30 protein-coding genes are annotated in these 21,212 nt (G+C 66.7%); 17 read left to right on the top strand and 13 right to left on the bottom strand.

Going from position 1 to position 21,212, the window contains the following annotated elements:
* Positions 1-153: 153 nt before the first annotated feature.
* From H7347_RS07135 to H7347_RS07125, 3 genes are read left to right on the top strand one after another with little or no spacing between them, the layout of a single operon-like run.
* The gene (locus H7347_RS07135) at positions 154-927 is read left to right on the top strand and encodes an ABC transporter ATP-binding protein (RefSeq protein ID WP_152822741.1); all 774 of its coding nucleotides are present in this window, start codon (positions 154-156) and stop codon (positions 925-927) included.
* Positions 928-968: 41 nt separating this feature from the next.
* Positions 969-2,177 (top strand): hypothetical protein, encoded by a 1,209-nt coding sequence (locus H7347_RS07130; protein ID WP_152822739.1) that lies wholly within the window; start codon positions 969-971, stop codon positions 2,175-2,177.
* Entirely contained in the window at positions 2,171-2,767 is a 597-nt protein-coding gene (locus H7347_RS07125; protein WP_186337351.1) for a hypothetical protein, read from the top strand. The genes H7347_RS07130 and H7347_RS07125 overlap by 7 nt, the downstream gene beginning before the upstream one ends.
* Here the strand turns inward: H7347_RS07125 and H7347_RS07120 are convergent.
* Positions 2,730-2,981, bottom strand: a complete 252-nt coding sequence (locus H7347_RS07120) for a chorismate mutase (protein ID WP_152822736.1) — start codon at positions 2,979-2,981, stop codon at positions 2,730-2,732. The two genes, H7347_RS07125 and H7347_RS07120, sit on opposite strands and share 38 nt — an antisense overlap.
* A gap of 42 nt (positions 2,982-3,023) precedes the next feature.
* Between H7347_RS07120 and H7347_RS07115 the strand changes: the two genes are divergently transcribed.
* Positions 3,024-5,141, top strand: coding sequence for a UvrD-helicase domain-containing protein (locus H7347_RS07115; protein ID WP_152822734.1), 2,118 nt, complete (start codon positions 3,024-3,026; stop codon positions 5,139-5,141).
* Here H7347_RS07115 and H7347_RS07110 read toward each other — a convergent pair.
* Entirely contained in the window at positions 5,136-5,894 is a 759-nt protein-coding gene (locus H7347_RS07110; RefSeq protein ID WP_152822732.1) for a M23 family metallopeptidase, read from the bottom strand. The genes H7347_RS07115 and H7347_RS07110 overlap by 6 nt on opposite strands.
* Before the next feature lie 133 nt (positions 5,895-6,027).
* Here H7347_RS07110 and H7347_RS07105 point away from each other — a divergent pair, with 133 nt between their 5' ends.
* The 3 genes from H7347_RS07105 to purH are packed head-to-tail and all read left to right on the top strand — an operon-like array spanning position 6,028 to position 9,148.
* Entirely contained in the window at positions 6,028-7,071 is a 1,044-nt protein-coding gene (locus H7347_RS07105; RefSeq protein ID WP_152822730.1) for a DUF6350 family protein, read from the top strand.
* Positions 7,068-7,619, top strand: a complete 552-nt coding sequence (purN, locus tag H7347_RS07100; protein WP_186337350.1) for a phosphoribosylglycinamide formyltransferase — start codon at positions 7,068-7,070, stop codon at positions 7,617-7,619. Before H7347_RS07105 ends, purN begins: the two co-directional genes overlap by 4 nt.
* Positions 7,616-9,148, top strand: coding sequence for a bifunctional phosphoribosylaminoimidazolecarboxamide formyltransferase/IMP cyclohydrolase (purH, locus tag H7347_RS07095; RefSeq protein WP_152822728.1), 1,533 nt, complete (start codon positions 7,616-7,618; stop codon positions 9,146-9,148). The genes purN and purH overlap by 4 nt, the downstream gene beginning before the upstream one ends.
* On the opposite strand, the gene H7347_RS07090 is transcribed toward purH, so the two are convergent.
* From H7347_RS07090 to H7347_RS07055, 8 genes are all read right to left on the bottom strand, one after another.
* Positions 9,120-9,791: a TetR/AcrR family transcriptional regulator gene (locus H7347_RS07090; RefSeq protein ID WP_152822727.1), complete on the bottom strand. Its 672-nt coding sequence runs from the start codon at positions 9,789-9,791 to the stop codon at positions 9,120-9,122. The two genes, purH and H7347_RS07090, sit on opposite strands and share 29 nt — an antisense overlap.
* A gap of 12 nt (positions 9,792-9,803) precedes the next feature.
* Positions 9,804-10,496 (bottom strand): hypothetical protein, encoded by a 693-nt coding sequence (locus tag H7347_RS07085; protein ID WP_152822725.1) that lies wholly within the window; start codon positions 10,494-10,496, stop codon positions 9,804-9,806.
* 77 nt (positions 10,497-10,573) lie between these two features.
* Positions 10,574-10,822, bottom strand: coding sequence for a 30S ribosomal protein S18 (rpsR, locus tag H7347_RS07080; protein ID WP_018119127.1), 249 nt, complete (start codon positions 10,820-10,822; stop codon positions 10,574-10,576).
* A gap of 13 nt (positions 10,823-10,835) precedes the next feature.
* The gene (gene rpsN / locus H7347_RS07075; RefSeq protein WP_152822723.1) at positions 10,836-11,141 is read right to left on the bottom strand and encodes a 30S ribosomal protein S14; all 306 of its coding nucleotides are present in this window, start codon (positions 11,139-11,141) and stop codon (positions 10,836-10,838) included.
* Between the two features lie 3 nt (positions 11,142-11,144).
* Positions 11,145-11,309: a 50S ribosomal protein L33 gene (gene rpmG, locus H7347_RS07070; RefSeq protein WP_055122719.1), complete on the bottom strand. Its 165-nt coding sequence runs from the start codon at positions 11,307-11,309 to the stop codon at positions 11,145-11,147.
* Positions 11,310-11,312: 3 nt separating this feature from the next.
* Positions 11,313-11,549, bottom strand: coding sequence for a 50S ribosomal protein L28 (gene rpmB / locus H7347_RS07065; protein ID WP_018119125.1), 237 nt, complete (start codon positions 11,547-11,549; stop codon positions 11,313-11,315).
* 95 nt (positions 11,550-11,644) lie between these two features.
* Complete coding sequence (locus tag H7347_RS07060; protein WP_186337349.1) at positions 11,645-12,220, bottom strand: response regulator transcription factor; 576 nt, start codon at positions 12,218-12,220, stop codon at positions 11,645-11,647.
* 90 nt (positions 12,221-12,310) lie between these two features.
* A complete protein-coding gene (locus tag H7347_RS07055; RefSeq protein WP_152822721.1) occupies positions 12,311-13,228 on the bottom strand; it encodes a histidine kinase in 918 nt (305 codons plus the stop codon).
* Between the two features lie 239 nt (positions 13,229-13,467).
* Between H7347_RS07055 and H7347_RS10775 the strand changes: the two genes are divergently transcribed.
* From H7347_RS10775 to H7347_RS07025, 7 genes are all read left to right on the top strand, one after another.
* Positions 13,468-13,881: a hypothetical protein gene (locus H7347_RS10775; RefSeq protein WP_227659076.1), complete on the top strand. Its 414-nt coding sequence runs from the start codon at positions 13,468-13,470 to the stop codon at positions 13,879-13,881.
* Positions 13,764-14,135, top strand: coding sequence for a type II CAAX prenyl endopeptidase Rce1 family protein (locus tag H7347_RS10770; RefSeq protein WP_227659065.1), 372 nt, complete (start codon positions 13,764-13,766; stop codon positions 14,133-14,135). The genes H7347_RS10775 and H7347_RS10770 overlap by 118 nt, the downstream gene beginning before the upstream one ends.
* A 75-nt stretch (positions 14,136-14,210) precedes the next feature.
* Positions 14,211-14,483, top strand: a complete 273-nt coding sequence (locus tag H7347_RS07045; protein WP_152822718.1) for a type B 50S ribosomal protein L31 — start codon at positions 14,211-14,213, stop codon at positions 14,481-14,483.
* Between the two features lie 20 nt (positions 14,484-14,503).
* On the top strand, positions 14,504-14,677 hold the full coding sequence (rpmF, locus tag H7347_RS07040) for a 50S ribosomal protein L32 (protein WP_055122723.1): 174 nt from the start codon (positions 14,504-14,506) through the stop codon (positions 14,675-14,677).
* A gap of 141 nt (positions 14,678-14,818) precedes the next feature.
* Positions 14,819-16,009 carry a trypsin-like peptidase domain-containing protein gene (locus H7347_RS07035; protein WP_152822716.1) on the top strand — a complete coding sequence of 397 codons (1,191 nt, stop codon included), beginning with the start codon at positions 14,819-14,821 and terminating at the stop codon, positions 16,007-16,009.
* A gap of 10 nt (positions 16,010-16,019) precedes the next feature.
* Positions 16,020-16,571: a molybdenum cofactor biosynthesis protein B gene (locus H7347_RS07030; RefSeq protein WP_152822714.1), complete on the top strand. Its 552-nt coding sequence runs from the start codon at positions 16,020-16,022 to the stop codon at positions 16,569-16,571.
* Between the two features lie 9 nt (positions 16,572-16,580).
* Positions 16,581-16,724 (top strand): hypothetical protein, encoded by a 144-nt coding sequence (locus tag H7347_RS07025; RefSeq protein ID WP_186337348.1) that lies wholly within the window; start codon positions 16,581-16,583, stop codon positions 16,722-16,724.
* On the opposite strand, the gene mscL is transcribed toward H7347_RS07025, so the two are convergent.
* Genes mscL through H7347_RS07010 form a run of 3 tightly spaced genes read right to left on the bottom strand, consistent with a single transcriptional unit; the run spans position 16,712 to position 18,317 of the window.
* Positions 16,712-17,146, bottom strand: coding sequence for a large-conductance mechanosensitive channel protein MscL (gene mscL / locus H7347_RS07020; protein ID WP_152822713.1), 435 nt, complete (start codon positions 17,144-17,146; stop codon positions 16,712-16,714). The genes H7347_RS07025 and mscL overlap by 13 nt on opposite strands.
* Before the next feature lie 20 nt (positions 17,147-17,166).
* Positions 17,167-17,757: an SAF domain-containing protein gene (locus tag H7347_RS07015; RefSeq protein ID WP_152822711.1), complete on the bottom strand. Its 591-nt coding sequence runs from the start codon at positions 17,755-17,757 to the stop codon at positions 17,167-17,169.
* Positions 17,736-18,317 (bottom strand): 5-formyltetrahydrofolate cyclo-ligase, encoded by a 582-nt coding sequence (locus tag H7347_RS07010; RefSeq protein WP_370513938.1) that lies wholly within the window; start codon positions 18,315-18,317, stop codon positions 17,736-17,738. Before H7347_RS07010 ends, H7347_RS07015 begins: the two co-directional genes overlap by 22 nt.
* A 62-nt stretch (positions 18,318-18,379) precedes the next feature.
* On the opposite strand from H7347_RS07010, the gene H7347_RS07005 reads away from it, so the two are divergent.
* From H7347_RS07005 to H7347_RS06995, 3 genes are read left to right on the top strand one after another with little or no spacing between them, the layout of a single operon-like run.
* On the top strand, positions 18,380-19,324 hold the full coding sequence (locus tag H7347_RS07005; protein ID WP_152822709.1) for a UTP--glucose-1-phosphate uridylyltransferase: 945 nt from the start codon (positions 18,380-18,382) through the stop codon (positions 19,322-19,324).
* 11 nt (positions 19,325-19,335) lie between these two features.
* Entirely contained in the window at positions 19,336-20,598 is a 1,263-nt protein-coding gene (gene glp / locus H7347_RS07000) for a gephyrin-like molybdotransferase Glp (RefSeq protein ID WP_186337347.1), read from the top strand.
* Positions 20,595-21,194 carry a GNAT family N-acetyltransferase gene (locus tag H7347_RS06995; protein WP_152822706.1) on the top strand — a complete coding sequence of 200 codons (600 nt, stop codon included), beginning with the start codon at positions 20,595-20,597 and terminating at the stop codon, positions 21,192-21,194. Before glp ends, H7347_RS06995 begins: the two co-directional genes overlap by 4 nt.
* The last annotated feature ends 18 nt before the right edge of the window (positions 21,195-21,212 follow it).

Genomic DNA, 21,212 nt, shown 5'->3' with positions numbered 1-21,212 from the left:
TAATAATGATAATTCGGGGGTGACCGCCATCTGCCATAACCCCACCGGATCGGTGACCACTGCTAATCTGTACGTTGATTGCCAGCCTAATTGGCACAACCCGCATGTGCGGAAGTCTATTGGTCCTGGGGAAACGGTGTCCTTCTCTACCAAGTGTGGTGGCTGGTCCAGGATCGTTTCCGCCAGTGCGTGGCTGGGCTAGGTGAGGCCGCGATGATCGAGGTGGAGAATCTTCACTACCGGTATTCTCGCTCTCGGCCCGTTCTCAACGGGGTCAGCTTTTCCCATAAAGAAGGGCTGGTCTCTCTGTTGGGTGAAAACGGCGCGGGAAAATCGACCCTCATGAGGATCCTGGCCACGGAGGTGACCTCCGGATATGACGGCACGGTGGTGGTGGCCGGTGAGGACCTTGATGGGGGATCGGTGCGGAGGATTCGCTCCTCCGTGGGATGGGTGCCCCAGGATTTTCCCTTCGATTCATCGCAGAAAGTACAGTCCATTATGCGCGATGTCGCCTGGTTGCGGGGCGTGAAGCGCGCCGATAGGGAGGAGGCCATCGCCCGTTCCCTGCGGCAGGTGGGTCTGGAGGATCGCGGTGGCGATAAGGCCGGCAATCTGTCCGGCGGACTGCGCAGGAGGCTGGTGATTGCCGCCGGGCTGGTGCACGATCCCTCGCTGCTGCTGCTCGATGAACCGACCGCGGGATTGGATCCCAAGAACAGGCGATCGATCATGTCCATTTTGCAAAAACGGGCAGCGGCGGGGACGGCCATTGTGATGAGCACGCACGTGGCCGAGGATGTCATGCAGACGGATCGCGTCGCATTCCTCGCGCACGGAAGAATCGTTGCGAGCGGAAAAGCGGATAGCTTCATGCGGGAATATGGCGATATGGAATCCGCCTTCGAGATGCTCACGGAGGGGTAGTCGTGCTTGGGTTTCGTTTTCTGAGGATAATAATACCTTTGATGCCTCTGCCCGTCTTGGCCTATGCCCTGGGCGGGGCGCAGGTTTTTGGGTACTGGCCCTCCTTTAACGCCCAGGCCTGGAACGTGATCACCCTCGGCGGTATGCTCCTTGCCCTGGGGGCCGCGTGGTCGGTGGCGGGTGCCCGCGTGGAGTACCTGCGATCCTGCTCCAGGTCTGGGGTGAGGTTCTTCTTCTTACTCATGCTCCCCGTGCTGATGGGCGGGTATCTTTTCCTCGGGGCCTCTCTCGGTATCCTGCTCTGGAAGCTGATGGCGGTGACCCCGGGCGGCGAGCCCTGGTGGTGGTTGGCAGGGTACTATCTTCTCTGGCCGCCTGCGGCCGGCGCCGCCGGGATGGCGATGGGGGTGGTGCTGCACGGTAAAAAGATTCTGGCCCCCGTGGCGGCCTTTTTCTTCGCCGCCCTCCTAGTTCTTGCGGGGAAGTATCACCATGCGTTTTCTCCCCTCCCGATCGTGGTTCCCCCGGCGGAGGGGCTGGGCGATCGGGTAGATCTTTCTCTCTCCGTGGGGCATGGCATTGCCTCGGTCTTCTCCCTCATGGTGTTCCTTTGGCTTTGCCTTTTATTTCTTCTGGTGGGAAGAAAGGGGAGGGTGGCGGTATCCTCGCTGTGTGCCGCGTTGCTGATTCTTCTTGCGGTCCTGGTCCCGGGGTATGACCTGGTGCCCCGAGCCCTTCCGCAGAGGCTTTCCTGCACCGATGAGTATCGGGGAAGCAGGGTCTGCGGGTGGGAGGAAAGTCGTGTCTATATCGAGGCCTTGAACGGCAAGTGGCCCGAATATGTCGATTTCCTCCGGGGGGCCGGGGTGCGCGTTCCCGAGGGCATAACCACCACGCATTCTTTGCGCGATTTTCCGAGGGCAGATGGCAATCCCACGCTGGATTCCATCAGACACCAGGCGGCGATGCTGTCTACTGTAGCTTCGTCGTATCTTCGTGATCAGATGCGGGGATGCGTGGATTATGATCCCAGTTTCTACGAGACTATAGGATTCGAGATTGGGCTTGTGGCCAAAAGGATTCTTTTTCCGGGTGCTCCCAGGTATGTTTCTTTTTCTACGCACGATGGCAGGATTAGCGACTGGATGGGGGATCGAACCGATGCCGATGCGCTCGCCCGGGAGATAAAGCCCTACGTCATGGAGTTGGAGAAGTGCGCAGATCCCAATACGGCGGTGGGGCCGTGGTAGGTTATTTTCACGTGCGCCAGTGGGGCGCGAGTTCCCTGGTTTTTCTCATGGCGCTGGCGGCGGCATGGAAGTACGATACGGCGCTGCCGCACCCCCTGGGAGATTTTATTCAACCAGAGAATCATCTGGCCAATTTCCTCCCCTGCGCGGTGGTCGTGGTGCTGTTCCTGCTGCTGTTATCCCGATGGGATTACTTGTACGAGCGATCCATTACGGCCAGGGACGTGCGGGGCGCAAAAGCACTGCTCATCGCCCTGGTGACGGCCGAAGTGGGATTGCTTGTCTTGGTGCTCGTAGCCCGCTATTGCGTGCCGAGCCTTATCCTCGTGGTGTGCCTCCACAGTGCGCTGGCGGTCGGCATTCTTCTCATTCTTTGGGGTTTTTCTCGCCGCCTCGCGGCGTGGTTGGCCCTTATCGTCGCCTTGTTTCTGGGAAGCACGGGCTGGTTTCCGTCCCTATTCTTCCTATTCGGCAATTCGACGGGCCTTGGCATTTCGCCCGTCCTGGCAGCGGTAGAAATACTGATTGCTTGCCTGGGCGTGATCCATTTTATTAACCCAATTTTCCCCGCCCCATGCGCAGCAGAATAGCGGCCAGGGCGGGTCCTTCCTCCCCGATCTCCTCGCGGAAGTGATTGATGATGGCCACCTCGCGGGCGTGCACCAGGCGGGTGCCGCCGGAGTCGCGGCGGGTGCGGCCGATGATCCGGGAGATCTCGGTGCGGCGCTTGACGGCGTCGAGAATCTCCTGGTCGAGCCTGTTGATTTCCTCGCGGTAGCGCTGGATCTCGTCCTCGGTGCTCATGGAACTATATTGCCACGGCCGCCGGGTAGGTTGGTAGGCATCATGGATTATTCTCTCAATGAACAGCAACGCGCGGCGGTGGAGCACACGGGCTCCCCGCTGCTCATCGTGGCGGGTGCGGGCTCGGGCAAGACCGCCGTGCTCACCCGGCGCATCGACTACCTGATGCGCCACCGGGGGGTGCAGCCGGGGCAGATCCTGGCCATCACCTTCACCAATAAGGCGGCCGCGGAAATGCGCGAGCGGCTGGGGCCCATTGCGCAGCGCATGTGGGTGTCTACCTTCCACTCCGTGTGCGTGCGGATCCTGCGCCAGCAGGCGCAGCTTGCGGGCCTGAAGCAGAACTTCACCATTTACGATGCGGACGATTCCCGCCGCCTGCTGGGCATGATCGCCAAGGAAATGAACCTCGATCCCAAGCGGCTGACCCCTCGGGCGCTGGCCGCGGCGATCTCCCATGCCAAAAACGAGCTTACCGAGCCCGAGGAGGCGACGCTGGCGCGGGTCTACGCGGAATACCAGGCGCGCCTGCGCCAGGCCAATGCCGTGGACTTTGACGACCTCATCGGGGAGGTGGTGCGGATCTTCTGGGACTATCCGCAGGTAGTGGAGTACTATCGGCGCCGCTTCCGGCACGTGCTCATCGACGAATACCAGGACACCAACCACGCCCAGTACGAGCTGGTGTCTACCCTGGTGGGCCGCGGCGAGGGGGCCAGCGAGCTGTGCGTGGTGGGCGATTCCGACCAGTCCATCTACGCCTTCCGCGGGGCCACGATCCGCAACATCGAGGAGTTCGAACGGGATTTTCCGGACGCGCGCACGGTGCTGCTGGAACAGAATTACCGCTCCACCCAGACCATCCTGGACGCCGCCAACGCGGTGATCGCGCGGAACGAGAATCGCCGAGACAAGCGCCTGTGGACCGCCCTGGGACAGGGGGAGAAGATCCTGGGCTATGTGGCGGATAACGAGCACGACGAGGCTCGTTATATCGCGGCGGAGGTGGATCGGCTCGTCGATAGCGGAATGACGTACTCCGACATCGCGGTGATGTATCGCACCAATAACTCCTCGCGGGCGCTGGAGGACGTGTTCATCCGCACGGGGGTGCCGTACAAGGTGGTGGGCGGTACTCGCTTTTATGAGCGCCGCGAGATCCGCGACGTGGTGGCCTACCTGCGGGTCCTGGATAACCCGGAGGACACGGTGAGTGCGCGGCGGATCGTCAATACGCCCAAGCGCGGGATCGGTGAGCGCGCGCAGTCGTTCATCGCGCTGCACGCCGAGCAGGAGGGGATCTCTTTTAGCCGGGCGCTGGAGGATGCCGCGGCGGGTAAGGTGGACATGCTTGGGGTTCGGGGCCGCAACGCGGTGGGGCGCTTCGTGCAGATGATGGCTAGGCTGCGGGAGAACATGTCCGAGAACATCGGGGAGCTCATCAACGAGATCCTGGAGGCCACCGGCTATCGCACGCAGCTGGAGGGATCCAGCGATCCTCAGGACGGTGCGAGGCTAGACAACCTCAACGAGCTGGTCTCCGTGGGGCGCGAGTTTTCCTCCGAGGCCGCCCACCGGGAGGACTTCGACGGCAGCCTCCAGGCCTTCCTCGAGCGCGTCTCCCTGGTGGCGGACGCGGATCAGATCCCGGACGAGGAACAGGGCATGGTGACGCTGATGACCCTGCACACGGCCAAGGGACTGGAGTTCCCGGTGGTGTTCCTCATTGGGTGGGAGGACGGTCAGTTCCCGCACCTGCGTTCCCTGGGCGATCCCAGGGAGCTGGCGGAGGAGCGTCGATTAGCCTACGTGGGGATTACTCGCGCGCGGGAGCGGCTGTACCTTACCCGCGCCACGCTGCGCTCGGCCTGGGGCAACCCGATCAACAATCCGCCCAGCCGCTTTCTGCAGGAGATCCCCTCGAACCTTATCGAGTGGAAGGACGAGGAGAAAGGGAAGAAAAAGATGGCCCCCCAGCGCACCAGGAACAACAGCCTGCACCTGGTGGTGGGGGATCGGGTCAATCACGCCAAGTACGGCCTGGGCACCGTGATTGCCGCAGACGGAATAGGCGCACACGCTACGGTGACTATCGATTTCGGTTCGGCCGGGACGGTGCGCCTGATGCTCATCGGCGGGTTGCCGATGGAGAAGCTATAGGGAGATGCCGTGCGCGGCGAGCCACGGCACGGGGTCGATGGCGTCGCCGCCGGCGGGGTGCACCTCGAAGTGGAGGTGGGGGCCGGTGGAGAAGCCCAGGCTGCCCATCCCGGCGATGACCTGGCCGGCGGTGACGCGCTCGCCCACGCTGACCGAGAGGGTGGACATGTGGCCGTAGACGGTGACGGTGCCGTCATCGTGGCGGATGCGGATCCACTGGCCGAAGCCGGAGGCCGGGCCGGAGTCGATCACGGTGCCGTCGAGCACGGCCCGGATGGGGGTGCCCTCGGCGTTGGCGATGTCCACGCCCTTGTGGAAGGTGCCCCAGCGCACCTCGAAGGCGGAGGTGAATACCCCGATGGCGGGCTTGACCGCACCGAGGGCGTTGGCCACGGCGGTGGAGGAGCCCTCCTGGCCGGGGGCGGTGGAGGACTGGGCGGTCAGCAGGGCGGCCTTGGCCGCCTCGGCGCGCTCGGAGGCGTACTTGACGGCCTTGCCGAGCTGATCTTCGATGCCGGTGGCCGGCTTGAACTCGGAGATCGCCAGGATCTGCGGGGAGGAGGCGGGAAGCTCCTCGGCATCGCTGGCCAGGGCGTAATTGACGGAGTGGGAGCCGGAGTGCTGCGCGGCGGCGGCCCCGCCCGCCCCCGCGGTAGAAACGGCGCCCGTGGCTACGGCCATGAGGGCGATGCGGCCCTTGGTCGTCTGAGAGGGATTGAATTTGTGGTGCCTGCCCAACTCGTTCACTTCCATCCGTCGAAGTAACGCCACGTTAGCGAATCGTGACCCTTTCGTTATCTACGAAGTGTAACGATAGCGTCTCGGTGGGAGCGGGGCAACCTGTTTTGCCCTATATCGGAGATATGCTGGCACGGTGAGCAAGAAGATGAGCAGTAATAGACGCCCCGGAGATTCCCGGCGCCGCGCCCACCGCGAGGTGACCGCGCCCACCGCGCAGCGGGATAAGGCCGCTCAGCGCTACCTGCCCACGGTGCTCTTGCCGCACGTGGTGGTGCTGTTAGTCATCGTGGTCATCGCCATGACCGGCCTGCTCGTGACCTCCACCTCCCTGGGGGCCATGCCCGCCGCGACGGCGCAACTCTGGCTGATCCTCAACATGGCCCCCATTCGGCTGGGCGGGATCACCCTGGGCTTTCTACCCCTGCTGCCCGCCGCGGGCATGATTTGGCTGCTCAGCCGTGCCCGACCCACCCGCCGATTCGAGGTGGGCCTGTTGCTGGGTGTGCCGCTGGCGCTCACCGGGATCGCCTGGCTCATGCTTCTCGATGCCCGCGCTGTCTACCCCGTCGATGTGCCCTCCCCCTGGGCCTTCCTCACCACCCTCATCGTGCATACCCTGGCGCTGCTGCTGGGCCGCCCCCGGCCGCAGTGGGCCCGGGACGCGGTGCGTTACCTCCTGTATCTCCTCGGCGCCGCGGCGGTGGTGTGGCTGGTGGCGTTGGTGTGGAACTGGCGGGAGGTGGGACCCGGCGCGGTGGCGGTGAGCCTGCTCTATCTGCCCAACGCGGTGATCGCGGCGGCGGCAGTGTTACTGGGGGCGGAGTTCCATGCGGGGGAGGCGTCGATCAGCCTCTTTAGTATTCACCTGGTGCCGCTGCCGCCGCTGCCGCTCTTCGCGGTGCCGGGGCAGGCCTGGCCCTGGGCCGTGAGTCTGTTGGCGATCCCGGCCGGGGCGGCCGTGACGCTGTGGTGGCGGCGGACACCGACCTGGCGCGAGGCGGTGTACGCGGGCGGCTGCGCGGGGGTGCTGACCCTGGTGGGTACCCACCTGGCCGGCGGTGAGCTGGGGGTCTACGGGGCGACCGGGCCGCTGGCCTGGCTGGCGGGACCGCTGGCCTTTGTCTGGGTGGCCGGGGTGGGGGTCGCGGCTGGGTTGGTGCGCACCGCGGCGGGTAGGCTGAGCGCGTGACATTGAATGTTGTGGTTTTGGTATCCGGCAGCGGAACGCTGCTCCAGGCTATCCTGGATCATCAGGGGGGCTACCGGGTGACCAAGGTGATCGCCGATCAACCCTGTCGCGCCCTGGAGCGCGCGGCGGACGTCGGGGTGCCCACCGAGGTCGTGGCCATGCAGCCCGATCGCCACGCCTGGAATGTCACGCTTGCCGACGCCGTGGGCTCCCCCGACCTGGTGGTCTCCGCCGGGTTCATGAAGATCCTGGGACCGGCCTTCCTCGATCGCTTCGGGGGGCGCACCATCAATACCCACCCGGCCCTGCTGCCGGCCTTCCCCGGGGCGCACGCCGTGCGCGACGCCCTTGCCTACGGGGTGAAGGTCACCGGTTCGACCGTGCACTACGTCGATGAGGGCGTGGACACCGGCCCGATCATCGCGCAGGAGCCGGTGCGGGTGGAGCCGGGGGACGACGAGGCCATGCTGCACGAGCGCATTAAGACCGTTGAACGCCAACTCATTGTGCGGGTGCTATCCGCACAGCAACAGGAGAATCTCAGATGAGCGAAAGCCGCAAGGGCATCAAGCGCGCCCTGCTGAGCGTCTATGACAAGACCGGCCTGGTGGAACTGGCCACCGCCCTGCACCAGGCGGGGGTGGAGATCGTCTCCACCGGCTCCACCGCCGCGACCGTGGCGGGCGCCGGGCTGCCGGTGACCCGGGTGGAGGAACTCACCGGCTTCCCGGAGTGCCTGGAGGGCCGGGTCAAGACCCTGCACCCGCGCGTCCACGCCGGCATCCTGGCCGATACCCGCAAGGAGGATCACCTGGCCCAGCTCGAGGAGCTGGGCGTGGAGCCGTTCGAGCTGGTGGTGGTCAACCTCTACCCGTTTAGCCAAACGGTGGCCTCGGGGGCGGATTTTGACGCCTGCGTGGAGCAGATCGATATCGGAGGCCCCTCGATGGTGCGCGCCGCGGCCAAGAACCACCCCTCGGTGGCCGTGGTGGTCAATCCCGAACGCTACGCGGAGGTGGCCCGCGCCGTGGCGGACGGCGGATTTGACCTGGAGCAGCGCCGGGCGCTGGCCGCCGAGGCCTTCCGACACACCGCCGAGTACGACATCGCCGTGGCCACCTGGATCTCCGAGGGGCAGTGGGTGGGGGGCTCCTACCGCCTGGCCCACGAGCTGCGCTACGGCGAGAACCCGCACCAGGACGCCGCGCTGTACGTGGCCGGCGGTGGCCTGGCCGGTGCCACCCAGCACCACGGCAAGGAGATGAGCTACAACAACTACCAGGACGCCGACGCCGCCTGGCGTGCCGCCTGGGATCACGCCGAGCCGTGCGTGGCCATCATCAAGCACGCCAATCCCTGCGGCATCGCGGTGGCCGGGGACATCGCCGCCGCTCACGCCGCCGCCCACGCCTGCGATTCGCTCTCCGCGTACGGCGGGGTGATCGCCGCTAACCGCGAGGTGACCCTGGCGATGGCCGAGCAGATCAAGCCGATCTTCACCGAGGTGGTCATCGCACCCTCCTACGCCCCGGAGGCGCTGGACCTGCTCCGGACCAAGAAGAACCTGCGCATCCTGGAGGCCGAGGCCCCCGAGCGCGGGGCGAAGGAGATCAAGCAGATTTCCGGCGGCCTGCTGGTGCAGCGCAGCGACGCTCTCGACGCCGAGGGCGACGATCCCGCCGCCTGGACGCTGGTGGCCGGCGAGGATTCCGAGCAGGTGCGCAAGGAACTGGAGTTTGCCTGGCGCACCGTGCGCGCGGTGAAGTCCAACGCCATCCTCATTGCCCGCGAGGGAGCCACCGTGGGGGTGGGCATGGGGCAGGTCAATCGCGTGGACTCCGCCAAGCTCGCGGTGGAGCGCGCCAACACCTTGGGCGAGGGCAATCGCACGGAGGGGGCCGTGGCGGCCTCCGACGCCTTCTTCCCCTTCGCCGACGGCTTCGAGGTGCTGGCTCAGGCCGGGGTCAAGGCCGTGGTGCAGCCTGGCGGCTCCATCCGCGACGACGAGGTGATCGAGGCCGCGAAGAAGGCCGGGGTGACGATGTACCTCACGGGCGCGCGGCACTTCGCGCACTGAGCAACTCGAGGGTGCGTGCCACCCGTTCCTCGGGCGGGGGGGTGTGCAACACGTCGAGGGCGGCGTCCGCCAGCATGATGGCCGTGGGGGGCAGACCCTCGCCCTGGTGGGGGGCCACGCCGGTATTATCGCGCATCTCGATCACGGACATGGCGATGTGGAAGGGCAGCATACAGCGGGGATCTCCGGCCCCCACGATGTCCGCCGCCAGGGCCTCGAAGGTGGTGCGCAGGCCCTCGCGCTGGGCGTGGTACTCCGCGAATTCCTCGGAGGCGGCGATGGGCAGCTGGTAGAGTCGCCCCACGTTCCACCGGCTCGAAAGCAGGAGTCGGGATTCCGCCGCCACCAGCGACCACAGCCGCTGGGGCGCGGAGGCCTCCGTGGCCCCCAGGTAGTCCGCGAGCTGCGCCGAGGGTTCGATGGTGGACTTCAAGAGGGTGAGGAAGATCTCCGCCTTGGACGGGAAGTGATAGTACAGGGAGGCCTGCCGGATTCCCACGGCATCGGCGATCTGATGCGTGGAGGTGGTGGCAAAGCCCTGCACGGTAAAAAGCTCCGAGGCGGCGTCGAGGATCTCCTCGCGCGCGGTATTGCCGCGACGGCGCGGGCTGTTCTTGCGGGGTCGTCCCACTGCTCCTGCCATAGCGCTGGCTCCTTATGAAACGTCGGTGTCGATGGTGATGGTATTGCGCGCGGCCACCGAGCGGATCACGAGGGAGAGCGATCGGGCGGCGGCGCCGAAGGCGCTGCGCTGTAGGGCCGGTAGGTCGCGCGCGGGCAGCGTGGAGGGGACGCGATCGCGCCAGCGCTGCGCCTCTAGCTCCATGCCGGTGATCCAGGCCTGGGTGAGGGACTCGTTTTCCTCCTGCGTGAGGTGGTGTGCGCACTGCCGTAGGAGGGCGGCCGGGCCGAGGAGATGCTCCTGGATGCTCACGGTGGCATCGAGATCCGGCAGGCCGTCGAGGGTGCGCATGGCCGGTGGGCGCTGCCGCAGGGCCTGGTCGAGCGAGGGCGGGGCCGGGGACGTGCCAAGATCACGGCCCATCTCCCAGAAACCGGATTGCACACTGGGGATCCGCGGGGCCACCCACAGCAGGGGCGTGGAGGGCAGCGCCTCGCCGCGGGCGAGCGCGCCCACCGGGATCACGGGGGGCTCATCTGCCAGGGAGGGGGAACCCAGGAGGCGTGCGGTGAGCCGGGAGTACCACCGTGCCACGGTCACGGCCGCCTCGCCGTGGCGCAGCGCGTTGCGGGCCAGGTCGTGGGACTCCGCGATGAAGCCGCGCAGCTGGGCGGGCTCGGCGCAGGCGGGAGCCTGGTCGAGAAGATCGGTCAGCGAAGGGTGCATGGGTACTAGCATAAATGGCAGGAACCCGCCCACTACCAAGAGTGGGCGGGTTCATCCGCTGTTGTGATTCTTCCCAGTTAGCGACTGGTGAACGGCAGGAGAGCCATCTCGCGCGCGTTCTTCACGGCGGTGGCGACCTCGCGCTGCTGCTTTGGGGTCAGCCCCGTGACGCGGCGCGAACGGATCTTGTGGCGATCGGAGATGAACTGACGAAGGGTGTTGATGTCCTTGTAGTCCACCGTTTCGATGCCCGCTGCCTTCAGCGGGTTCTTCTTGGGGCGACGGCTCTGCTCCACGCGAGCGCGCTTTGCGTTGTTACGCTTCATTGATGCACAACTCCTACCAGCTGGACTTACGGACACCCGGCAGCTCACCGCGGTGAGCCATCTCGCGCATGCGCACGCGAGAGAGGCCGAACTTGCGGAGGTAACCGCGCGGACGGCCGTCGTGGGAGTCACGGTTGCGAACACGGACGGGGGAGGCGTCGCGCGGCTGACGGTTCAGCTCGAACTGCGCGTCCAGGCGCTCCTCATCGGACGAGTTCGGGTTCTTGATAATGGCCTTGAGCTCGGCGCGACGCTCCGCGTAGCGGGCGACAACTTCCTTGCGCTGCTCATTCTTGGCGATCTTGGACTTCTTAGCCATGAATTATCGCTCCTCGCGGAACTCGACGTGCTTGCGGGCTACCGGATCGTACTTCTTCAGCGTGATGCGATCCGGGTTGTTGCGCTTGTTCTTCCGGGTGACATAGGTGTAACCGGTGCCAGCCGTCGACTTCAGCTTGATGATCGGGCGAACGTCGTTGCGTGCCATCTGTTAGATCTTCTCCCCACGTGCTCGAATCTTGGCGACCACGGCCTCAATGCCATCGCGGTCGATGACCTTCAGGCCCTTGGTGGACACGTTGAGGGTGATGGTACGGCCCTCGGAGGGCAGATAGAACCGACGGCGCTGGATGTTGGGGTTCCAACGGCGCGACGTACGGCGGTGCGAGTGCGAGACGGACTTGCCGAACTGCGGCTTGCGTCCCGTGACCTGGCAAATAGCCGACATGGGTGTAACTTTCTCCTAGCCGCCCACGTCAAAGCACTAAAAGTCAGCAGACGGGGGCGAAGACGAATGTTTTTCGACAACAGCAATCGACAATCCTAGCGCCTCGGGCCCAAATCTCCTAATTGTCGGGCCAGCCGGAGGGCCAGGTTGGTGCGGTCGCGAGCGCGCAGCTTGCGCAGCAGGGCGGAGACGTGATTTTTCACGGTGCCCTCGGCCAGGACCAATTCCTCGGCGATCTCCCTGTTGCTCAGGCCCCACGCCACGAGTCGTGCCACGGTCTTTTCCGTGCGGGTCAGCAGGGCCAGCTCGCTGTGGGCATAACGGGTCACCCGGGGATCGAGCGCCAGGCCGCCAGCGAGAGCCGCGCGCATGGCGGAGACAAGTTCCTCCGGGGATACCCCCTTGAGGATATAACCGGAGGCGCCGGCCTCGATGAGGGAGGAGACCAAGCCCGGTTGGTCGAAGGTGGTGAGCACCAGCACGTCCAGGCCGCTGCAACCCGGCATGGCGGCGTCGGTGACCACGATGTCCGGGTGGTGGGCGCGGATCAGGGCGCTCACCAGGGAACCATCGGTGGCGGTGGCGACGACCTCGACGTCCGGGAACGTTTCCAGCACCATGCGCAGGCCGTGGAGAACCACCTGATGATCGTCGATCAGTATGACGCGCACAGCACCTCCATGCGCAGGCGGAACCCCTCGTCGGCGGAGGCGGTGACGCGCCCGCCGATCTCCCGGGCGCGGCGATCGAGCGAGGTGATCTCATAACCGGGAGTAAAAGAGGTGGGGGAGCCGTCGTCCCGGGCCTGGATGCGTAACCCGCCGTGCTCGGCCTGGACTTCGATGCGTACCGGCGTCGCTGTGGCGTACTACGTTGGTCAGGGCCTCCTGGGTAAAGCGCAGGGCCAGCAACGCCAGGGGTTCCGGGGCCTGCCCGCCGCCCGTGACGTGGACGCGCAGCGTGGTAGAGGAAAAGGAGTCGGCTACGGAGCGCAGGGTCTGTATGAGGTCGCCGTCGCGCAGCTCGATGGGCGTCATGGCCCGCACCGTGGCGCCCATGTCGTCCAGGGCCGCGATAGCGGTGTCGCGGGCCCTGGTGAGTTCCCGGCGGGCTGGATCGGCGGGCAGTCGCAGCGCGGCGTCGATGCCGAGGACGACGGCGGTGAGGCGGTGGCCCAGGCCGTCGTAGAGCGAGCGGGCCGTGCGCTCGCGCTCGCGGGTCAGGAGAAGATCCTGAGCCATGGTGGCCTGGCGCTGGAGCTGCTGGATCTGGGCGGCGAAGGCGTAGCCCACGCCCAGCAGCGCGCCGATAGAGAGGGATTCGGACAGGGCCCGGGTGGGATGACCCGTAGAGAGATGGATGATACCGGTGAGGGCCGTGACGAGGGCTAGGAAGATCAGCGCCGCTACCCGGTGAATGCTGAAGACGGGCACAAGGATGGCCAGGAACAAAACGATGGCGCTGGATACCCAATTGGCGGTGATGTAGCAGGCTAGGGATACCAGGCAAAAGGCTAGCCCGGTCAGGCGGGGAGCGACGCCGCGCGACCACAGGGCGCACAGCGCGAGTCCGAGGGCGGCGCCAAGCGGCGCGTGCCGCGATCCGACGAAGGCCAAGGTATAGAGGACAAGTGCCAGGCCGAAAAGCAGGTGGAGGTAAAAGCGCGGGACGGCGGGCATGGTTTCCACGCTACCTAGGTCTACCCATGACCGGGGTCATGATTATGCGTGACCGCGGGGCCTGGTGCGTGGGTCGCGGCGGCGGTTGAGTGAAGCCATGACGACTTTTCCGCGTATTCCGGTGAACTGGTGGGGCCTTACGCTGCGCGCGGTGATGGCCTGTGCGGTGCTTTTTACAGGCAATGCGGTGCGTCCGCGGGGCGAGGACAACCCCGCGGCGGTGGGCGGCGTGGTACCTGATGAGCTGCCTGCTCATCGTCGCGTTCACGGTGGCGTGGATGCGCTGGGTGGAAGGACGGCCGATGCGGGGGGTTCTGGCGCGGCCGGGAACCTTCTGGCTGGGTACCGCGATCATCGTGCCGTTGATGCTCGTGGTGCATCTTCTTTATATCGGGATCGGCTACCTGCGGGGCGCGGTCACCACGGAGTTTCTGGGGCAGTATCCCACCGGGTGGGTGTTGGTGGGCAGCGTGATCTTTGCCTTCGTGCGTTCCTATATTCTTCAGGGGTTGCCGGAGGAGCTGGTCTATCGCGGCTGGCTGGCCGACGTCACGCGCGATATCCGCGCCTTACCCTGGCCTGGACCACGGCGGCCTTCACGATCATCCATCTTCTTTCCTCCGGTGGGCAGGAGAGCCCGGGGGACCGGGTGATCTACCTGATACTTCCCCTGGGGATGGGGCTGTTGGCGGGGGCGCTGCGGCTGACTACGGGTTCCCTCTGGGCTGGGGTGGCCACTCACGGAGGCATGCACATGATCAATAGCCTGATTCCCTGGCTGGTGGTGCCGCAGGGTTGTGATGCGGCCTGGGTGGCGTTGTTCGGCGGTGTGCAGGCGCTGGTGGCGGCGGGGATCCTGCGGCGGCGGGGATTTTCGGAACGCGGACCCCATATAGTAGGGTGCTAAAGGATTTGACCGAGCCGACCTAGGCACGATCCCCCTGGGAACCGACCTAGTGTACAACCTTAGGAATCGAGAGATATGAAGAAGGATATCCACCCGGATTACCACCCGGTGGTGTTCCAGGACGCTGGCACTGGCCAGAAGTTCCTGACGCGTTCCACCGCCACCAGCAACCGCACCGTGGAGTGGGAGGACGGCAACGAGTACCCGCTCATCGTGGTGGACGTGACCAGCGAGTCGCACCCGTTCTGGACCGGCGCTCAGCGCGTCATGGATACCGCCGGCCGCGTGGAGAAGTTCCAGCGTCGCTTCGGTGGCATGGCTCGCCGTAAGAAGAAGACCCAGGCTTAAGGTAAGGAGGGAAGAAGAAAATGGCAGTACCTAAGTTCCGCAAGTCCCGCGCCAACACGCACGCGCGTCGCTCGCAGTGGAAGGCCAACAACGTCGCCCTCCAGGAGGTGACCATCGACGGCCAGACCGTGCGCATCCCGCGCCGCCTGGTCAAGGCCGCCCAGCTCGGCCTGGTGGACGTGGAGCAGTTCTAGGCTCCGGTCCCGGCCCTGTCGTGCCCCTCGGGGCACGATTTTTTTTATGCAGTAAGCGCACAGGAAGTGGGCAGTAACTCTCATGGAGCTGGAACGCCCCTCGCAGCGAAGCGTCAGCGGTCGGGGGCATAATCGGGTGCCATGGATAAGAACAACGGCACCAACGGGCAGAATTGGGGCTGGGAGCAGCCGCGTCACGAGGAGACCGAGGTAATCGCGCAACCTCGACGGGATGAAAAAAAGAGGGTTTCCTTCGGCGTGGTGCCCACCGTGGCGCTCATGACTGTCTCCGCCATCGCAGCGGGCGCGGTGACCGGGATGGTGGTCAGTCGGCAGAGCGAGAATACCCAGGTGGTGAACTCCTTACAGCAGCCGTCCCTGCAGCAGACCGCTAAGCGGGAGGCCCCCGCCGGCTCCGTGGAGCAGGTGGCGCAGTCGGTGCTGCCCTCCGTGGTTTCCATCCAGGTGGCGAGCATGCGCGGCGGGGAGGAGGGCTCCGGGTCGATCATCTCCTCCGACGGCCTGGTGCTCACCAACGCGCACGTGGCGGGGGATCGCAACTCTCAGCTTCAGGTCACTTTGAACGACGGCAGCGTCCACCCGGCCGACCTGGTGGGCGCGGACGCCGCCACGGATATCGCCGTGATAAAGATCCGCGACGTGAAGGATCTGCCGGCCATCTCCTTCGGCGATTCCCACCAGGTGCAGGTGGGGCAGTCCGTGATCGCCATCGGTTCCCCGCTGGGGCTGTCCTCCACGGTGACCACGGGCATCGTCTCCGCGATGGATCGCCCCGTGCGGGCCTCGGCGGCCGGTGGTGAGTCCTCGCTCATCGATGCCATTCAGACCGATGCCGCCATCAATCCCGGCAACTCCGGTGGGCCGTTGGTGGACATGAGCGGCAACCTCATTGGCATGAACTCCGTGATCGCCTCGCTGAGCAGCGGCACGGATCAGGCTGGTTCCATCGGCCTGGGCTTTGCCATCCCCTCCTCCTTTGCCAAGAGGGTGGCGGATCAATTGGTGCGCGAGGGCAAGGCCAGCCAGCCCATGCTGGGGGTCAGCGTGCTGCGCGACGACCTCGGCATGGTTGCTCGCACGCCGGTGAAGGGGGCGGTGATCAACGGGGTGAACCCGGACGGGCCCGCCGCCCGCGCGGGCCTCAAGGAGGGCGACGTGGTGACCAGGCTCAACGACCGCCCGATCGACTCCTCGGATGCCCTCATCGCGGCCGCCCGCTCCCACGACTTTGGGGAAACGGTGACCCTGGAGGTGCTCTCCCCGGGGGAGTCGGGGCCGCATTCAGTAGAGGTAACGCTCACGGACAGCTAAGTTATTCCCTATGGAACATCGCCTGGCCTCCGTGTCCTCGTCGCCTTTGCCCGATCTGGAACCCGATGTCGGTGACCTGCTGGCCGCCGAGCGGGAGGATCAACCGCGGGAACGACACAAGGCCTTGGTGGTGCTGGTCAGCGACCAGGGCGATGCGAGCACCGGCGCACTGGTGGCCGAGCTGTTGGAGGAAGCGGAGTTTAGCGTGGGCGGGATCGTGACGGTCAAGTCTAAGAAGTCGCGCATCCGCCAGGCGATCGAGACCGCCGTGGTGGGCGGGGTGGATCTGGTGCTCACCGTCGGCGGTACGGGGGTGGGCCCCAGGGATAAGACCCCGGAGGCCACTCGGGCGGTGCTCGATCAGCTGGTTCCCGGCATCGCCCAGGCGCTCCGCTCCTCGGGGCTGGGCTGTGGGGCGGTGGACGCGGCGACCTCGCGGGGGATCGCCGGGGTGTCCGGCTCCACCGTGATCGTGAACCTAGCGGGATCGCGTCCGGCGATCCGCGATGGCATGGCCACCCTGGCGCCCCTGGCGCACCACGTCATCGACGAGTTGCCCTAGGTGAGTGCGATGAAGAAGAGACGCAGGAAGATACGCCCCAGCTCGGCGCAGAATATCGACCGCCGGGCCGATACCCCGCACCGGGAGTTCTTTGAGCGCCGCAGCGAGGAGTTCTTTCGCCAGCAGCGCCCGCCGCATCACTATGCGCGGTGATTCCCGCCCGTAGCGTCGGCCTCCTGCTCCTTGAGCAGGTCGCGGATCTCGGAGAGCAGGTTGGCCTCGATAGACACCTTCTCCTCCTTGTCCTCCTCGATCCCGTGGCGCTTGGCCTGCATCTCGTTGAGCTTGTTCATCGGGGCCACCAGGATGAAGTACACCACGGCGGCGATGATGAGGAAGTTGAGTCCGGCGCTGATCACGGCGCCGAAATCGACGCGGGTGGCGGCGTCGCCCGCGCGCAGCTCGATGGCCAGGCCATCGACCTCCGGGCTCGTGCCCAGCGCGGCGATGAGGGGGTTGATGATGCTATCGGTAAAGGCGGTGACGATCGCGGTAAAGGCGGAGCCGATGACCACGGCCACGGCTAATTCGATGACGTTACCGCGCAAAATGAAGTCCTTAAAGCCCTTCAGCATGCGGAACCTCCTATGAGACATTATTCGACAGATGCGTAACCTACCCTAGTAAAAAACACCGTGAGCGGGGTGGATAAGGCCGCGGTGGCCACCCGGGCGGCGTCGCGTTCCGGCAGAGACAGCAGGGCCGTGGGGCGATCCGGGCCAGGGGGTAAGAGTACCGTCACCCCGGCGGCGATGACGTCCGGCTGAGCCTCCTCGCCCTGGGCGACCACGGAGACTACGTCGCCGTGGTGCATGATCTCCGGGGTGGACAGCGGCACGGGAACCGCCACCTGCCCGTCCAGGGCGGCCGGGGTGAGGAGCCGGGAGGGGGTTACCGGTTCGCCGGGCACCGCCGGGGCGATGAGAACCTTGCCCAGGGCATCTTCGGGGCGGCGCAACGCGGTGCCGGGGACGAGGGCGGGCGCGGCTCGGCGGATTTCCACGTCCCCCGCCGCGATCTCCTGGCCGGTGGCCAGCTCCGCTCGGAAGAAGAGCACCGGGGTACCTTGGGGCGTGACCGCGAGGACGAGGGCGCACAGCAGCAGCATCGCGGCCAGGGCGCGCCGCAGCAGGGTGGTGCGCCGCCAGCCGGGGGTGCGCAGGATCAGCAGGAGCCGGGCGAACATACCTCCTTGGACTGCGGGCGCCACCCGCTCGGTTCCACGAGGTAGTCCACCGCCTGGTCGTGGGGTTCCACGGGGATGTCGGGGCGGATCTCCTCCGGATAGGCCAGGGCCGCTACGGGCGGTCGCGGGGAGGAGAGCTCGGCCAGCGTGCGATCGTAGTAACCGCCGCCCTTGCCCAGCCGGTACCCGCGCGGGGTGATCCCCAGGGCGGGCACCAGGATCAGGGCGCACTCTCGGAGCGCGGACACGCCGTATCGAGATCCGGTGGGTTCCGCTATCCCCAGCGCGCCGGGGGCGGTGGGGCCGTCGAAGGCCCAGGCCAGGGTGCCGTCGGGCAGCGCGATGGGGAGCAAAGGGCGGCGGCCGGTGGCGCGCAGCACCTCGACCAGGGCGCCGTGACCGGGCTCGGTGGGGAGCGGGTGATAGGCGGCCACGGGGCCGGGGCCGCAGGTCTCCAACAGGAGCAGACACTGGGTGGCCAGGGCGGCGTCGTCACGCGACTTGTCGCGGCGGTGGCGGCGGGCCTGGAGCAGGAGGCGGCGCAGTTCTTCTTTGCTCACCTATCCCAGGCTACCGTGGCGCTGCACGGGAGGCGGGGCGGGCATGGGTAGGGTGTGAGGTTATGAATGCACCCACTTCGGAACACCCGCACGCGGTCAAAACGGTCGTTGTTCCCGCCGCCGGGCTGGGTACCCGCTTCCTTCCCGCCACCAAGACGGTGCCCAAGGAACTGCTCCCGGTGGTAGACACGCCGGGCATCGAGCTCATCGCGGATGAGGCCGTGGCCCTGGGGGCCTCGCGCCTGGCCGTGGTCACCGCGCCGCACAAGGAGGGAGTGCTAGCGCACTTTGCCCCCGCCCCGGAGCTGGAGGACACCCTGCACACCCGCGGTAAGGACGAGCAGCTGCGCAAGGTTCGTCACGCCAGCGGCATCATCGACGCCGTGCCCGTCACCCAGGAGCACCCCCTCGGCCTGGGGCATGCCGTGGGCCTGGCGGAGAGCATCCTGGATGAAGACGAGGACGTGGTGGCCGTCATGCTCCCCGACGACCTGGTGCTTCCCATGGGCGTGATGGAAAAGATGGCCGCCGTGCGCGCAGAATACGGTGGGTCGGTGCTGTGCGCCTTCGTGGTGCCGCACCAGGAGGTGTACAACTATGGCGTGTTTGACGTGCAGGACACCGAGCGCGGGGACGTCAAGCGCGTGGTGGGCATGGTGGAAAAGCCGGACCCCGCCCAGGCCCCCTCGAACTTCGTGGCCACCGGGCGTTACCTGCTCGACCGGGCGATCTTCGATGCGCTGCGCCGCATCACCCCCGGCAAGGGCGGCGAGCTGCAGCTCACCGACGCCATCGAGCTGCTGATCACTGAGGGCCACCCGGTGCACGTGGTGATCCACGAGGGTACCCGGCACGACCTCGGCAACCCGGGCGGCTACATCCCGGCCTGCGTGGACTTTGGGCTGCGCCACCCGGTGTACGGGCCGGGGCTGAAGGAGGCCATCGAGGAGATCCTGGCCCGGTACGAGGAAGAAACCCGGCTAGGATCACGAGGGCACAAGGAGTAAGGAGGCGGCCAGTGCGGTCCGTGGACGAGCAGCTAGCCCTGGTGACGGATGCTGCGGTGACCCCCGAGCCGGTGCGTATTTCCATCGCGGACGCGCTCGGGCTCATGTGCGCCGAGGAGGTGCAGGCGAGCAACCCGCTTCCCGGTTTCGCCCAGGCGGCCATCGACGGCTACGCCGTGCGCGCCGTGGACGTGGGCGGGGAGCGGGGCTTGAGCTCCTCCGCCGGGCCGCTGGTGCCCCTAGAAAAATCCCTGCCCGTGGTGGGGGAGGTGGCCGCGGGCTCCCAGCAACCCCTGCGGCTGCAACCCAAGCAGGCCGTGCGCGTGCACACCGGGGCACCCCTGCCCACGTTGGCCGACGCCGTCCTGCCGCTCGACTGGAGCGACCGCGGGCGCAAGCGCGTTTCCGCCCAGCGCCCCGTGCGCTCCGGGGATTTCGTGCGCCGGGCGGGCGACGACATCAACAAGGGCGACGTGGCGGTCTCCTCCGGGGCGGTGCTGGGACCGGCTCAGATCGGCTTGCTCGCCGCCGTGGGCCGCTCCAAGGTGCTGGTCTACCCGCGCCCCCGCGTCTCCGTGATTTCCGTGGGGGCGGAGCTGGTGGACATCCACCGCGACCCCGGCCTCGGGCAGGTCTACGATGTCAATTCCTATTGCCTGTCCGCCGCCGCCAAAGAGGCTGGCGCGGACGTGCACCGCGTGGGCATCGCGGAGGGGGAGAGCCGCCGCCTGCGCGAGATCATCGAGGGCCAGATGATGCGCAGCGAGATCTTGGTGATCTCCGGGGCCGTGGGCGGCACCGGCTCCCAGCGCGTGCGTGCCGTCCTTGAGGAACTCGGGGACATTGACACCACCCGCGTGGCTATGCACCCCGGTTCCGTGCAGGGATTCGGCCTGCTCGGAGACGACCGCGTCCCGGTGTTCCTGCTGCCCGCCAACCCCGTCTCCGCGCTCGTCACCTTCGAGGTCTTCGCGCGCCCTCTGGTGCGGCTCTGCCTGGGCAAACGCAACGCCCAGCGTCGCGTGGTGCGCGCCCGCGCGCTCAACCACGTCACCTCGATACCGGGGCGGCGAGGATTCGTGCGCGCCCGGCTCATGCGCGACGCCGAGACCCACGATTACCTCGTGGAGGGATTGGGCGGGGCCACCGGCGCGCCCGCCCACCTGCTGGCCGGGCTATCGGCGGCCAACGCCATGATCCGCATCCCCGATTCCGCCGCCGAGATCCGTCCCGGCGACATCGTGGAGGTTCTCTTCCTTTCCCAGGGGTCATGAGCGTCGTCCTGCCCGACGGTGCCACGGTGCTCCTGCGCCCGCTGCGCCTGAGCGACGGACCCCAATGGTGCCGGCAACGCCGGGCCAACGAGGCGCAGCTGCGCCCCGTGGAACCCACCCTGCGCGGCGACTGGGCCGCCCACCACACCCCGTGGCAGTGGTGGCGCTACCACCGTCACTTGCGACGCAGCACCAGGCGGGGCGATACCGTGGCCCTGGCCATCGAGGTCGATGGGCAGTTTGCCGGACAGCTCACCCTCGGCGGCATCCAGCGCGGCGCGGCCTCGGAATGCTGGATCGGCTACTGGGTGCACGCGGGCTACACCGGCAGGGGCGTGGCCACCGCCGCCTGCGCCCTGGGCACCGACTATGCGCTGGGCCCGCTCGGCCTGCACCGCGTGACCGCCACCTACCTGCCAACCAACCCCGCCTCCGGCACCGTGCTCCACCGCAACGGGTACCGCGAGGAGGGCTACCTGCGGGCCAACCTCCACATCGATGGTGCCTGGCGCGACCACCACCTCGTGGCCCAGGTGGCCGGGGAGCACGGCGGAAGTTGTGTGAGCAGGCTGCGGCGCGCCGGGCTGATCCGCTGAGATCCGCACCTCGGCGTG

Origin of the sequence: Corynebacterium sp. zg-331 (genome assembly GCF_014267345.1) — a bacterium.
Taxonomy (GTDB): domain Bacteria; phylum Actinomycetota; class Actinomycetes; order Mycobacteriales; family Mycobacteriaceae; genus Corynebacterium.
Note: the sequence above shows the minus strand (reverse complement) of the source record. Positions and strands in the feature narration are given on the sequence as shown.